The 14348-nt window shown below is 51.6% G+C and carries 13 protein-coding genes; 7 read left to right on the forward strand and 6 right to left on the reverse strand.

Annotated elements, in window-relative coordinates; all coding sequences use genetic code 11:
* The first annotated feature begins 4 nt into the window (after positions 1–4).
* From ACLJQD_RS09235 to rmf, 5 genes are all read left to right on the forward strand, one after another.
* Positions 5–1912 (forward strand): ABC transporter ATP-binding protein, encoded by a 1908-nt coding sequence (locus ACLJQD_RS09235; RefSeq protein WP_000053051.1) that lies wholly within the window; start codon positions 5–7, stop codon positions 1910–1912.
* A 14-nt stretch (positions 1913–1926) separates the two neighbouring features.
* The gene (gene pqiA, locus ACLJQD_RS09240; protein ID WP_017440926.1) at positions 1927–3180 is read left to right on the forward strand and encodes a membrane integrity-associated transporter subunit PqiA; all 1254 of its coding nucleotides are present in this window, start codon (positions 1927–1929) and stop codon (positions 3178–3180) included.
* A gap of 4 nt (positions 3181–3184) precedes the next feature.
* Positions 3185–4825, forward strand: a complete 1641-nt coding sequence (pqiB, locus tag ACLJQD_RS09245) for an intermembrane transport protein PqiB (protein WP_000433414.1) — start codon at positions 3185–3187, stop codon at positions 4823–4825.
* Positions 4822–5385, forward strand: a complete 564-nt coding sequence (gene pqiC, locus ACLJQD_RS09250; RefSeq protein ID WP_000759136.1) for a membrane integrity-associated transporter subunit PqiC — start codon at positions 4822–4824, stop codon at positions 5383–5385. The genes pqiB and pqiC overlap by 4 nt, the downstream gene beginning before the upstream one ends.
* Before the next feature lie 255 nt (positions 5386–5640).
* Positions 5641–5808, forward strand: coding sequence for a ribosome modulation factor (gene rmf, locus ACLJQD_RS09255; protein WP_001537784.1), 168 nt, complete (start codon positions 5641–5643; stop codon positions 5806–5808).
* Between the two features lie 99 nt (positions 5809–5907).
* On the opposite strand, the gene fabA is transcribed toward rmf, so the two are convergent.
* Together fabA and ACLJQD_RS09265 are read right to left on the reverse strand one after the other, a co-directional pair.
* Positions 5908–6426, reverse strand: a complete 519-nt coding sequence (gene fabA, locus ACLJQD_RS09260; RefSeq protein WP_000227928.1) for a bifunctional 3-hydroxydecanoyl-ACP dehydratase/trans-2-decenoyl-ACP isomerase — start codon at positions 6424–6426, stop codon at positions 5908–5910.
* 68 nt (positions 6427–6494) lie between these two features.
* Positions 6495–8255, reverse strand: a complete 1761-nt coding sequence (locus ACLJQD_RS09265) for a Lon protease family protein (protein ID WP_000156448.1) — start codon at positions 8253–8255, stop codon at positions 6495–6497.
* A gap of 185 nt (positions 8256–8440) precedes the next feature.
* Between ACLJQD_RS09265 and matP the strand changes: the two genes are divergently transcribed.
* On the forward strand, positions 8441–8893 hold the full coding sequence (gene matP, locus ACLJQD_RS09270) for a macrodomain Ter protein MatP (protein WP_000877172.1): 453 nt from the start codon (positions 8441–8443) through the stop codon (positions 8891–8893).
* A gap of 71 nt (positions 8894–8964) precedes the next feature.
* Here the strand turns inward: matP and ompA are convergent, their stop codons facing one another.
* Positions 8965–10017 carry a porin OmpA gene (gene ompA, locus ACLJQD_RS09275; RefSeq protein WP_001670727.1) on the reverse strand — a complete coding sequence of 351 codons (1053 nt, stop codon included), beginning with the start codon at positions 10015–10017 and terminating at the stop codon, positions 8965–8967.
* A 356-nt stretch (positions 10018–10373) separates the two neighbouring features.
* Positions 10374–10883, reverse strand: a complete 510-nt coding sequence (gene sulA, locus ACLJQD_RS09280) for an SOS-induced cell division inhibitor SulA (protein ID WP_000288732.1) — start codon at positions 10881–10883, stop codon at positions 10374–10376.
* A 216-nt stretch (positions 10884–11099) separates the two neighbouring features.
* Here sulA and ACLJQD_RS09285 point away from each other — a divergent pair, with 216 nt between their 5' ends.
* Positions 11100–11705 (forward strand): TfoX/Sxy family DNA transformation protein, encoded by a 606-nt coding sequence (locus tag ACLJQD_RS09285; protein WP_001202375.1) that lies wholly within the window; start codon positions 11100–11102, stop codon positions 11703–11705.
* On the opposite strand, the gene yccS is transcribed toward ACLJQD_RS09285, so the two are convergent.
* On the reverse strand, positions 11692–13845 hold the full coding sequence (gene yccS / locus ACLJQD_RS09290; RefSeq protein ID WP_000950881.1) for a YccS family putative transporter: 2154 nt from the start codon (positions 13843–13845) through the stop codon (positions 11692–11694). The genes ACLJQD_RS09285 and yccS overlap by 14 nt on opposite strands.
* 18 nt (positions 13846–13863) lie before the next feature.
* Positions 13864–14310, reverse strand: a complete 447-nt coding sequence (locus tag ACLJQD_RS09295; protein WP_017440927.1) for a YccF domain-containing protein — start codon at positions 14308–14310, stop codon at positions 13864–13866.
* Positions 14311–14348: the final 38 nt, after the last annotated feature.

Genomic DNA, 14348 nt, shown 5'->3' on the forward strand with positions numbered 1-14348 from the left:
GTAAATGTCATTAATCAGTATGCATGGCGCATGGCTGTCGTTCAGCGACGCGCCGCTTCTCGATAACGCAGAGTTGCATATCGAAGATAACGAACGCGTCTGTCTGGTGGGGCGTAACGGCGCCGGGAAATCCACCTTGATGAAGATCCTCAACCGCGAACAGGGTCTGGACGATGGGCGTATTATTTATGAGCAGGATCTGATCGTCGCGCGTCTGCAACAGGATCCGCCCCGTAATATTGCGGGCAGCGTCTATGACTTTGTCGCCGAAGGTATCGAAGAACAAGCGGAATACCTCAAGCGCTATCATGAGATTTCCCGTCTGGTGATGACCGATCCCAGCGAGAAAAACCTCAATGAAATGGCGCGCGTACAGGAACAGCTCGATCATCATAATCTGTGGCAGCTGGAAAACCGTATTAATGAAGTGCTGGAGCAGCTTGGACTCGATCCTAACGCCGCGCTGTCGTCGCTCTCCGGCGGCTGGCTGCGTAAAGCCGCGCTGGGTCGGGCGCTGGTCAGCAATCCGCGCGTATTGTTACTGGATGAACCGACTAACCATCTGGATATCGAAACTATCGACTGGCTGGAAGGGTTTCTGAAAACCTTTAACGGAACGATTATTTTTATCTCTCACGATCGTTCGTTTATTCGCAATATGGCAACCCGCATTGTCGATCTCGATCGTGGCAAACTGGTCACCTATCCGGGAAATTACGATCAATACCTGCTGGAGAAAGAAGAAGCGCTGCGCGTAGAAGAATTACAAAACGCGGAATTTGATCGCAAACTGGCGCAGGAAGAAGTCTGGATTCGCCAGGGTATCAAGGCGCGCCGCACCCGTAATGAAGGGCGCGTGCGGGCGTTAAAAGCGATGCGTCGTGAACGCAGCGAGCGTCGGGAAGTGATGGGCACGGCGAAGATGCAGGTCGAGGAGGCGACGCGCTCCGGTAAAATCGTTTTTGAGATGGAAAACGTCGATTACCAGGTAGAAGGAAAACAACTGGTAAAAGATTTCTCCGCTCAGGTACAGCGCGGCGACAAGATTGCGTTAATTGGCCCGAACGGCTGCGGTAAAACCACGCTACTGAAACTGATGCTGGGACAGCTTCAGGCTGACAGCGGGCGCATCCACGTAGGAACGAAGCTGGAAGTCGCCTACTTCGATCAGCATCGCGCCGAACTGGATCCGGAAAAAACCGTGATGGATAACCTTGCGGAAGGCAAGCAAGAGGTGATGGTAAACGGTAAGCCGCGCCATGTACTGGGTTATTTGCAGGACTTCCTGTTTCACCCCAAACGGGCGATGACGCCCGTCCGCGCGCTTTCCGGCGGCGAACGTAACCGTCTGCTGCTGGCACGACTGTTCCTCAAGCCGAGCAATCTTTTAATTCTCGATGAACCAACGAACGATCTTGACGTCGAAACGCTGGAACTATTAGAAGAATTAATTGATGGCTATCAGGGCACGGTACTACTGGTCAGCCACGATCGGCAATTTGTCGATAATACCGTGACGGAATGCTGGATTTTCGAGGGCGGCGGCAAAATCGGACGTTATATCGGCGGCTACCATGATGCGCGTGCGCAGCAAGAGCAGCATCTGGCGACGAAACAGCCGATGGCGAAAAAAAATGAGGAAGTTATTGCCCCTAAAGCAGAAATTGTAAAACGTGGCAGTAGCAAACTAAGCTATAAACTGCAGCGCGAGCTGGAGCAGTTACCCGGTCAGCTTGAAGACCTGGAAGCGAAGCTGGAAGCGCTACAGGCGCAGGTTGCGGATGCGGCCTTTTTTAGCCAACCCCATGAGCAAACGCAAAAAGTTCTGGCCGATTTAAGTCAGGCGGAGCAAGAACTTGAGCAAGCCTTCGAACGTTGGGAGTATCTTGAAGGCCTGAAAAACGGGGCATAACGAAAGGAGCGCCTATGTGTGAACATCACCATGCTGCGAAGCACATATTGTGCCCGCAATGCGACATGCTGGTGGCTTTACCCCGCCTCTCGCATGGGCAAAAAGCAGCATGTCCACGATGCGGCGCAACGTTAACGACCGAGTGGGACGCGCCCCGGCAGCGTCCTACCGCCTATGCGTTAGCGGCACTATTTATGTTGCTGCTTTCTAACCTTTTTCCCTTCGTGAATATGAATGTCGCGGGCGTCACCAGCGAAGTCACGCTTCTGGAAATCCCCGGCGTCATGTTTTCTGAAGATTACGCCAGCCTCGGCACGTTCTTTTTGTTATTTGTCCAACTGGTGCCGGCATTTTGCCTGGTGACCATTCTATTACTTGTCAACCGCGCCAGTCTGCCGTTGTCGGTAAAAAAAACGCTGGCAAGGATCTTTTTCCTCCTCAAATCGTGGGGAATGGCGGAAATATTTCTCGCCGGGGTGTTGGTCAGTTTTGTTAAGCTGATGGCCTACGGCGATATCGGCATCGGCAGCAGTTTTATTCCCTGGTGCTTATTTTGTCTCGTTCAACTGCGGGCGTTCCAGTGTGTCGATCGCCACTGGTTGTGGGATGATATCGCCCCGCAGCCTGCACTGGCGCAGCCGTTAACGCCGGGGATTACCGGTATCCGGCAGTCTTTGCGTTCTTGCGCCTGCTGCACGGCGATCCTGCCTGCGGAGAGTCTCGTCTGTCCGCGTTGCCATACGAAAGGCTATGTCCGGCGTAAAAACAGTTTGCAGTGGACGCTGGCGTTATTATTTACCTCGATCATGCTTTATCTGCCCGCCAATATTTTGCCGATTATGATTACCGACTTACTGGGCTCGAAAATGCCGTCGACCATTCTGGCTGGCGTGATTTTGCTGTGGAGCGAGGGGTCTTATCCGGTGGCGGCGGTTATCTTTCTCGCCAGTATTATGGTGCCGACTCTAAAAATGATCGCCATTGCCTGGCTTTGTTGGGATGCGAAAGGCCACGGTAAGCGCGACAGTGAACGGATGCATTTTATTTATGAAGTAGTGGAGTTTGTGGGGCGCTGGTCAATGATTGATGTCTTTGTCATTGCCGTACTCTCTGCGCTGGTGCGTATGGGAGGGTTAATGAATATTTATCCTGCGATGGGTGCGTTGATGTTTGCTTTAGTCGTCATAATGACAATGTTTTCTGCGATGACCTTTGATCCGCGTCTGTCGTGGGATCGTGAATACGAACCAGGCCATGAGGAGTCCTGATAGCATGGAACCTAAAAAAGGGGAAGCCAAAGTACAAAAGGTGAAAAATTGGTCGCCTGTCTGGATATTCCCGATTGTTACTGCGCTTATCGGAGCCTGGATTCTGTTTTATCACTACAGCCACCAGGGACCGGAAGTTACCTTAATTACCACCAATGCGGAAGGCATTGAAGGCGGAAAAACGACGATCAAAAGTCGCAGCGTGGATGTCGGCGTGGTTGAAAGCGCGACGCTGACTGACGATCTGACCCATGTACAAATCAAAGCGCGGCTTCATTCCGGTATGGAAAAGTTGCTGCATAAAGACTCGGTATTTTGGGTCGTAAAACCGCAGGTGGGGCGTGAAGGCATCAGCGGGCTTGGGACGCTGCTATCAGGCGCGTATATTGAACTACAACCAGGAAGTAAGGGCAGCCAGCCGGAAAGCTATCAGCTTCTTGACTCACCGCCGTTGGCGCCGCCCGATGCCAAAGGTATTCGTGTGATTCTGGACAGCAAAAAGGCCGGTCAGCTCAGTCCTGGCGATCCCGTTCTGTTCCGGGGCTATCGGGTAGGATCCGTTGAAACCAGCTCTTTCGATCCGCAAAAACGGACAATGAGTTATCAGTTGTTCATTAAGGCGCCAAACGATCGATTGGTCACCAGTAATGTCCGATTCTGGAAAGATAGCGGTATCGCTGTGGATCTGACATCGGCGGGAATGCGCGTGGAAATGGGATCGTTGACGACGTTGTTTGGCGGCGGCGTGAGTTTTGATGTGCCGGAAGGACTTGAGCAGGGGCAACCCGTCGCCGAAAAAACGGCGTTTAATCTCTACGACGATCAAAAAAGTATTCAGGATTCGCTGTATACCGATCATATCGATTACCTGATGTTCTTTAAAGATTCGGTGCGCGGATTACAACCCGGCGCGCCGCTGGAGTTCCGCGGTATTCGTCTGGGGACGGTAAGCAAAGTGCCTTTCTTTGCGTCTAAAATGCGCCAGGTATTTAACGACGATTACCGTATTCCTGTGCTGGTGCGCATTGAACCGGAGCGTCTGAAAGCGCAATTGGGAGAAAATGCGGATGTTGGCGCGCATTTGACGGAACTGCTTAAGCGCGGTTTACGCGCTTCGCTTAAAACCGGTAACCTGGTGACCGGGGCGCTGTATGTCGATCTGGACTTTTATCCTAAGGAGCCGCCGATTACCGGGCTACGCGAATTTGATGGTTATGAAATTATTCCCACCGTCAGCAGCGGCCTGGCGCAAATTCAACAGCGACTGGTGGAAACGTTGGATAAGATCAACAACCTGCCGCTGAATCCGATGATTGAACAAGCGACCAATACGCTGTCTGAAAGCCAGCGTACTATGCGTCGGCTGCAAACCACGCTGGATAATATGAACAAGATTACCTCCAGTCAGTCGATGCAGCAGCTTCCGGCGGATATGCAAACGACGTTACGCGAACTTAACCGCAGTATGCAGGGCTTCCAGCCTGGATCGGCGGCGTATAACAAAATGGTGGCGGATATGCAGCGTCTCGATCAGGTGCTTCGTGAGTTACAACCGGTGTTGAAAACTCTGAACGAGAAGAGCAACGCGCTGGTATTTGAAGCGAAGGATAAAAAAGATCCTGAGCCTAAGAGGGCGAAACAATGAAAAAATGGCTAGTCGTGATAATGGCGTTCTGGCTAGCGTCATGTAGCTCCGGCGGAGAGAATAAAAGCTATTATCAGCTCCCGATAGCGCAAAGCGGTGTGCAAAGCACCGCAAGCCAGGGCAACCGTCTCTTATGGGTAGAGCAGGTTTCCGTACCTGACTATCTGGCAGGTAACGGCGTGGTGTATCAAACCAGTGATGTTCAGTATGTGATTGCCAATAACAATCTGTGGGCCAGCCCGCTGGACCAGCAATTACGTAACACGCTGGTGGCGAATCTTAGCGCCCGGCTTCCTGGCTGGGTCGTCGCTTCCCAGCCGTTGGGAACCACCCAGGATACGTTAAACGTTACCGTAACCGGATTCCATGGACGCTACGATGGTAAGGTTATCGTCAGCGGGGAGTGGTTATTAAACCACAATGGACAGCTGATTAAGCGGCCTTTCCATATCGAAGCCAGTCAGCAGAAAGATGGCTATGATGAGATGGTCAAAGTACTGGCAAGCGCATGGAGTCAGGAAGCAGCCGCTATCGCAGATGAGATAAAGCGCCTTCCCTGAGATAAAAGTAATGTAAATTTAACCGCTTCAGGTCGTGCGCCTGAGGCGGTTTTTTTATTTTTGACGCCGGAAAAATAGTTGTTATGGCTCACATTTTTTGTACAAATGATTTACCGTATAGCTCACAAATATGACATTGGTGTGAATTTTGCGCATTGACGGGCGATCCATTTAGAGGTATTCGTGTAGTGTGATTGCACATTTTGTAATCATTGTTTTCTTTTCCACCAGATACAAATATGAGGGAAACGAGGCATGAAGAGACAAAAACGAGATCGCCTGGAACGGGCACATCAACGTGGATATCAGGCCGGCATCGCCGGACGATCAAAAGAAATGTGTCCCTATCAGACGCTGAATCAACGGTCATACTGGTTGGGAGGTTGGCGACAAGCCATGGAGGACAGGGCGGTAATGGCCTGATTCTGTCTCTTTAGAAAAAGAAACCTCCGCAGTGCGGAGGTTTCGCCTTTATGGGCTTTGCAAGCATGATACCGATAGCGCGGAATATCAATTCAACACTTAGAACGCGGAAGTATCCTGGAACAAACCGACTTTCAAATCGTGTGCGGTATAGATCAGACGACCATCCACCAGAACCTCACCGTCCGCCAGGCCCATGATCAGGCGACGGTTTACGATACGTTTGAAATGAATACGATAGGTGACTTTCCTGGCTGTCGGCAGAACCTGGCCGGTAAATTTCACTTCGCCCACGCCCAGAGCGCGGCCTTTGCCTTCGCCGCCCAACCAGCCCAGGTAGAATCCCACCAATTGCCACATAGCATCCAGACCCAGACAACCGGGCATCACCGGATCGCCGATAAAGTGGCATCCGAAGAACCATAGATCCGGATTGATATCCAGCTCGGCTTCGACATAGCCTTTGTCGAAATTGCCGCCCGTTTCGGTCATCTTAACGACGCGGTCCATCATCAGCATGTTCGGCGCAGGGAGTTGCGGCCCTTTAGCGCCAAACAGTTCACCACGACCAGAGGCAAGAAGGTCTTCTTTTGTATAGGATTCGCGTTTATCTACCATGTTTTATGTAAACCTTATTTTATTGAAGCACGCAGGATAGCTAACACGTGTACGCTGAACAAGTCCGATCAGTTCGGAATAAAAGCGTTCAGCCAACGTAATGGCCACGGGAAACGATGACGGCCTTCCTGTTGCGTCGCCTGCGCGATACGCTCCTGGATAGTCTGCATCAACGTCGTTTGACCTTCGCCATCCCACACCAGATTTAACAGTAGCGGTAAGGCGTCGGTCACGTCGTCTACCGCCCAGATAGTGAACTTCTCTTCTTTAACCGCTTGCAGCAGTTCAGATTTAAGACTGAGATGGCGGACATTGGCGGCAGGGATAATCACGCCCTGTTTACCGTTTAATTCCCGCTGCTCGCAGATGGCGAAGAAACCTTCAATTTTTTCGTTTAGCCCGCCCACCGGTTGCGCGCGACCAAACTGATCGACCGAGCCGGTAATCGCAATGTTTTGATTCACTGGCACATTGGCCAGCGCGCTGATGAGCGCACATAATTCCGCCATTGAGGCGCTATCGCCATCCACTTCGCTGTAGGACTGCTCAAAGGTTAACGAGGCAGAGAAGGGAATTTGTTGCTCCAGCTGCAACTCCGACATCAGGAAGGCCTGCATAATCATCATTCCCTTGGCGTGGATATTCCCGCCAAGTTCGGCCTTGCGCTCAATATCGTTAAATTCGCCATCGCCGATATGCACAACACAGCTAATTCGCGACGGTTCGCCAAAGGCGCGCGGATGCCCGGGAAACTCAATGACGGAAAGCGCATTGATTTGTCCAACGCGTTCGCCTTCGGTTTCAATCAGGATCTGCTCTTGCAGAATCTCATCCTGCATCCGCTCCGCCAGAAAGCCTTCTCGCCATTCGCGTCGGGCAAGCATCAGGCTGAGCGCTTCTGCGCCGCAGGTATCGCCTTCGCATAAAGGCGAAGCCTCCTTAAACTGGCGGGCTATCCACAGTGGGCAAAGAGGCAGCGTATCCTGTTCGCCGGTATAGCGCACAGCCTCGCGTATCAGGACGGGCCAGGCGTCCGGTGCCGGAGGGGGCAAATTATCGCGTAAAGCGATACGCGTCACCCATTGACACCACAGGGTCATAGCTTCTGCGTCCGCTATCTGTAAATTGTCTTCAAATTCACTATAGATAGCCTGTTCCGCGAGCTCCGGTTCCATCTCCTGAAAATCAGCCAGTGATTCACGTTCGCCAACCAGAATCACCTTCAGTTTGAGCGGCATGGATGGCACGGAGACCGGTAATGGACGCGACTCGTCAAAGGCCACCCAGTCAAAACGCTCGCGGCTAACGATGGCTTTCAGACGCATCCACAGTAACGGCTGCGCCAGAAGGGTTCGTAAGGAAATAATCAGCACGCCGCCGTTCGCCTGATGAACCAGTCCCGGCTGCAGGATAATGTCGCCGTTATACTGCCGCAGGCAACCAAAGAGCTGTTCGGCTTCGACCCAGTCCGCGCTGACGACTTGTGTGACGGTGGCAAAGTTGTCTTGCGCATTCTGCGCGGCGCGGTAATGAACAGTATGCCCGGAAACGTCATAATGTCCGCCGGTTAATTGTCCGGCATCGGTTTGCAGAGCGCGGACGGCATCTGAAAGTAAAGTGAGATACTCTTGCTCTTCAGGCGCTTTAGTCAGCATAAAAGAGGATGATGCCCACGGCTGTATAAGTTGCTCAAGCGCAAATTGCAGTCGTGGCTGAGTATCACTGAGTAAGGTGTCGTTTTCGTCAGTCGCGTGTGGCTGTGCAAATATCTCCTGATAGCTTTCGCTATCCGGAACCAGATCACGCCATGCAAGTTTCGTAATGGTCAAAGTTGAGGTTTTTTAGTCTGTTGTAAAAGGGGGGATTATAGCCTAACCCGTCACGCTGCACACGCGGAAAGCGAATGCAAAGTAATATGAAGACGTGTAACCATTCACAGGTTCGAGATTCTTTTCTTCAGATGGCTAAAAAACTGATATTCTGATAACAGTTACACGGTAACATTGGGATCACAATGAAATATCAACAACTTGAAAATCTTGAAAGCGGTTGGAAATGGAAATATCTGGTGAAAAAGCACCGCGAAGGGGAGTTGATCACCCGCTACGTGGAAGCCAGTGCTGCCCAGGAAGCCGTCAATTTGTTGTTGGCCCTCGAAAATGAACCGGTGCGGGTAAATGTCTGGATAGACAGGCATATGAATCCTGCCTTGCTTAATCGGATGAAACAAACCATTCGGGCAAGACGCAAACGACACTTCAATGCGGAACATCAGCATACGCGCAAAAAATCTATCGATTTAGAGTTTATGGTCTGGCAGCGTCTGGCGGGCCTTGCGCAGCGACGCGGTAAAACATTATCCGAAACGATAGTGCAACTGATAGAAGACGCGGAGCATAAAGAGAAATATGCCACGCAAATGACCACGTTAAAGCAGGATTTACAGGCGTTATTAGGCAAGAAGTAACGCTGAAAGGCGTTGTCACCCAGACCAGAGCAAAAAACCCCGCGACGCGGGGTTTTTTATCAGACGGAAACTTAAGCCTGCGGCTGAGTTACCACGTCTTTAACGCCTTTAACTTCGATCTCTACGCGGCGATCCGGAGCCAGGCAATCGATCAGGGCAGCGCGAGGTTTCACGTTGTCACAGGTGTTGCCGGTAACCGGGTTAGATTCGCCCATACCACGTGCGGAGATTTTGTCAGACGGAATACCTTTGGAGATCAGGTAATCAACAACAGACTGAGCACGTTTCTCGGACAGACCCTGGTTGTAAGCGTCAGAACCGATACGGTCAGTGAAGCCCAGAACGACAACGGAACCGTCTTTCGGATCCAGGTTGCTCAGCTGGCTGTACAGCTGATCCAGAGCCTGCTGGCCTTCCGGCTTCAGGGTAGATTTGTTGAAGTTGAACAGTACGTCAGACTTCAGAGTGAAGTGCTTGGTCTGTACTTCCGGAGCCGGAGCTGGTGCCGGAGCGACTACCGGAGCAGCTTCTTGCTGGCCGAAACGGTAGGAAACACCTACGCTCAGCAGGCCGTTGTCCGGACGGGTGCCGATGGTGTTGGCATCACCGATGTTGTTAGTCCACTGGTATTCCAGACGGGTTGCGATTTCAGGGGTGATAGCATACTCGATACCGCCCGCGAATACCGGGGAAACGCCGGTGTCGTGGTCTTTAGTAGACGGGCCGCCAGGGACGTTAGACTTGGTGTCTGCACGCCATACCATACCACCCAGACGGGTATAAACGTCCAGATCGTCAGTGATTGGATAACCCAGTTTAGCGGTCAACTGAACGCCCTGAGCTTTATAAGCGCCATTGATGTTGTCGCCTTTGTACGGCATACGGCCTAACCAGTCGTAGCCCATTTCAAAGCCAACGTACGGGTTAACCTGGTAACCACCAAAAGCACCTGCGCCCAGTTGGTTTTCATGAGTCGGGCCATCATTGTTAATGAAGCCGGTGTCATGGTACTGAGACCAGCCCAGTTTAGCACCAGCGTACCAGGTGTTATCTTTCGGAGCGGCCTGCGCTACGGTAGCGAAACCAGCCAGTGCCACTGCAATCGCGATAGCTGTCTTTTTCATTTTTTGCGCCTCGTTATCATCCAAAATACGCCATGAATATCTCCAACGAGATAACACGGTTAAATCCTTCACCGGGGGATCTGCTCAATAGTTACTCTACCGATATCTACGGCTTATGCTGAGCACCCCTGGCGATGTAAAGTCTACAACGTAGTTGGAAACTTACAAGTGTGAACTCCGTCAGACATGTGAAAAAAACATGACGGATATACACATCATTTAACAGTTTCAGATGATAAATCGTACAGCAAAAATTGCGGAAACCGCTTCTGGCAAGCGTTCTCGCAAAAAAAACGTTAGCACTCAAAGGAGATACGTTCGCGTAAAAAAAAGTCCAGGATAAATCCTAATTTTACTTAATGATACAAATTAGAGTGAATTTTTAGCCCGGAATGCTGTCTCCTGGGTAAAGCGTGCGCACGTACAGGGCGCATGATAAACCCTACCGCATTACCTACCTTCGCTGCTTCAACCAGGCTGGCATGTTCTTCTTCTGTCAGTTCTTCAGTCATCCAACCAATTACCACGCTGTAATTTCCTGTACGCAAAGCGCGGATCATCGACTCCAGCGTATGACGAGGCGCAAGCTGGCTAATTTGCATCACTTTCGTTAATGGCAAACCTGAAGACTGTACCCATTCACGGCTGAGCTTTTGCTGCGGCGTGAGCCAGAGCTGCCAGCGTGATTGTTGGCCTAACTGACGGAGTAAAGGCAAAAGCAGGAGTTGCGCCATCATGGGCTGGTCTTCGTGGTAGACAACTTCACTGACCAGTCCTGCCGCGGCATTTTCCGTAGCGGTGCGCGCAGCGTTGTGGGTAGTGGTAGGAAATGACGAAGAACGATTTGCATAACCTGAAGTGTACATAATCAATCCAGCCCTGTGAGTTACTGTATATTCATACAGTACCCCTGTGGCGATGAAAGATCAACTCTATTTTCGGAAACTGTCTCGCAATTTTTATTCTTAGTGGCGTCAAAAATAAAAATCATCTTGCTCGCGGAGTATAAGTTGCCTATTTTCGTCATTAACGGATCCGTTACTGCTAATCATTCTTTTACTTTATGATTTAAAAGGAATTTTATGAGAGCACTCTCTTATGACAGGATCTATAAATCGCAAGAATATTTGGCCTCTTTGGGGACGATCCAGTATCGATCTTTATTCGGTAGCTATAGTCTGACCGTGGAGGATACCGTCTTTGCGATGGTGGCTAATGGCGAGCTTTATCTCCGCGCCTGTGAAGAAAGCGTACCCTACTGTGTGAAGCATCCTCCCGCCTGGCTCATGTTTATGAAATGTGGACGTCCCGTTATGCTCAACTATTACCGGGTGGATGAAAGCCTGTGGCGCGATCAGCAGCAGCTGGTGCGTTTATCGAAGTATTCTCTTGACGCGGCAATGAAGGAAAAACACAGCCGTATTTTACAGCACAGACTCAAAGATCTCCCCAATATGACCTTCCATCTGGAAACATTGCTCAATGAGTCAGGGATAAAGGACGAAAATATGTTACGCATACTGGGCGCGAAAATGTGCTGGCTAAGGTTGCGACAAAGCAATCCCTTGCTGACGGTGAAAGTTTTGTATGCCCTGGAAGGCGCAATTGTCGGCGTACATGAAGCGGCGCTCCCGGCGAGTCGTCGCCAGGAGCTTGCCGACTGGGCTCATTCGCTTACGGCTGGGTAATTAATGTAGAAGTCGGCGGTGAAATTTGCCGTTGCAAGCGTCCAATCTCGGGCAGTAAGGCAATGAGCAAACCAATTTGTTGAACAACCAGAGGTTCTTTGCTGTCCGGACGTGTTTCCAGTGACTGAACTCGCTGCTTTAAACCCTCCAGCGCCTGGTGTACGCGCTGTTCGTCTTCAGGTTGATGATGAAGCGCATCATCAACGTAGCAGACCGCGTCATCCAGAAGCCCCAACACGTCCGGATTACTGAGCTTTTCGCGGTGCGCGCCGAGGGCGGAGATATAGCTGGTAAAAGTGTGATTGAGGCAAAGCAGCCTGAACGCCGCCTCCCGGGTTTCAGCCGTGACGTCGGGTTCGCTCGACATATTAGAAACCACGGATGCCAGTTCTGCATCGCGGTTGTGCGCGTCGCGTCTGGCAATGCGATAGGCCAGGCGGTTATCCCGTCCCTGGTGATATTGCTCAAGGATCGCATCAAGGTAGCGGCAATTAGCATCGGTGGCGCGCTGGAGTACCCGGGGAAGGTTGCGAAAGCGCCAGTCCGGCCAAATAAAGCTGACCGCAGCCCAGGCGATAGCGCAGCCAATTAACGTGTCGACGACGCGCGGTAACGCTACCTCAAAGCCTTCGCCCAGGAGGTTAAAGCAGAGTAATACCAGCAGGGTGATGAACATCGTCGCATGGGCATACTGCACATTACGGAATGCGAAGAAAAGCACGCCGGTAATCACCAGCAGAACTAACTGTCCTTCAAGCGAAGGGACAAACCATAAAATCGGCAGGCCGATCGCAACGCCTACCAACGTACCGATAATCCTGAGCGCAAGGCGATGGCGGGTTGCGTTATAGTTAGGCTGACAAACGAACAGGCTGGTGAGCAATATCCAGTACCCGTGGCGCATCCCGGTAATTTGGATGAGAGCATAACCGATGCACAATACCAGTGACATGCGTACCGCATGGCGAAAGAGAGCGGACTCCGGGGTAAAATTACGGCTCAGACGCAGCCAGATGTCGCTAAACCCGTGCAGGCTATCATCAGCCAACTGGTTTTCTGACTCATTGCGCGGCATTGCCTGGGCCTGCTCCGACTCGATCGTCGCCAGTTGCGCATCAATGGCGCGTAGGTTGGTTAATAAGAATCCAAGCGTATTCAGCAGCTCTAAAGAAGCGCCGCTGGCGCGCATACGTTCAAGCGCGGCGTCAATGTGGGTAAAGACGCGTTCAAAGCGCGGATCATGCTGGTACGGCGTACGCAGTAAGATACAGCGCGCCAGCTGCGTACAGGCCTGCGCCTGCATCGACATCAGACGTTGAAAGCGGAACATGACGTCGCTATGGCGAAAATAATCGCGCAGCGTCTGATATTGAATATGCGAAGAACTGGCGCGTTCATGAATATCCTGTGCCACAAAATAGTAATGGAGGGTGCGGCGCGTACCGCGTTGACCGCGATCGCCGCGCAGGCGAGTCAATAACGACACTTTCGTTTGGTTCAGCGTCGCCATTAACTGCCCGTTCGCTAACGCTAAATCATAGAGCGGCGCCTGGCTTTCATCTTCAATATCAGGATCAAACAGACGTGATTTCAGTTCCAGATAGTGCGCTAACTGTTCGTAACTGCGTGCCAGATTATCCTGCAACGGACGGATCGGAAATAGCAGATGCCCGGTTAGCGTCAGTAGGTTATACCATACTGCGCCTGCCAGCAGGAGCAGTGGTTGCTGATACCAGTGATCGTATAAAGAGGTACCCAGCATCGTATAGATGGCAATGAGTAACGCGCCGAACGCGATGGTGGCATAGCGTTGCCCCAGTCCTCCCAACAGAATAAACCCGCTGGTGGATAACGTTAAGCCCAACGCAAATAGCCACGGCCAGGGAAAGAGCAGCTCCACAGAAGCCGACGCGATAAAAAAGCAAATTAAGGTAATGATTAAATTACGCAAGCGTCCGGCAAGGCGATCGTCGAGATCGGTTAGCGCCGCGGCAACCATACCGAGCGTGAGCGGGATGGTCAGTTTGACGTCGCCCAGCCACCAGGGCAGGGCGGTGGTGCCGCACAGAGCGATAAAAATGCGGATGTAATACAGCCAGGTACTGTTCCAGGTATAACGGCGAATCAACGGACTTAACATAAAGGCTATTTGTCCCGATCATTCAAAACGGCGGCGCGCGTTAGCTTCTCGCGCGGCGCGAGCGGTTTCTACAGAGACGACGCGGCGACCGACAGGCCAAAGCGCAATCGCGGCAATTTTAAAGTTCGCAATACCGACAGGTATCCCGATGATAGTGACACACTGCGCGATACCGGAGGCAATGTGCATCAGGCATAGCCACCAGCCGAAAAAAAGTAACCAGAAAATATTCAGCAAGGTACCGCCAGTATTCATTAATACGCTTTTCGCCGCCGGATTAAGTTCGTCAACGTGAATGGCTTCATTACCGTAAGGGAACAGGGACAGTTTGGTTATCTCCCAGCAGGAGCGGGTCAACGGCAGGGTAAAAATAAGCACAATACTGACAAGCGTCGACAGCAGCCAGGCCAGCGTAGTGGCAAAGCCGCCCAGTACAAAGTTTAAAATATTCAGAACGGTACGCATAAACCCTCAGTTCATTCCGGTTTTCTATCACTGCGGGC

Origin of the sequence: Salmonella sp. SAL04214 (assembly GCF_046550615.1) — a bacterium.
GTDB lineage: Bacteria > Pseudomonadota > Gammaproteobacteria > Enterobacterales > Enterobacteriaceae > Salmonella > Salmonella enterica.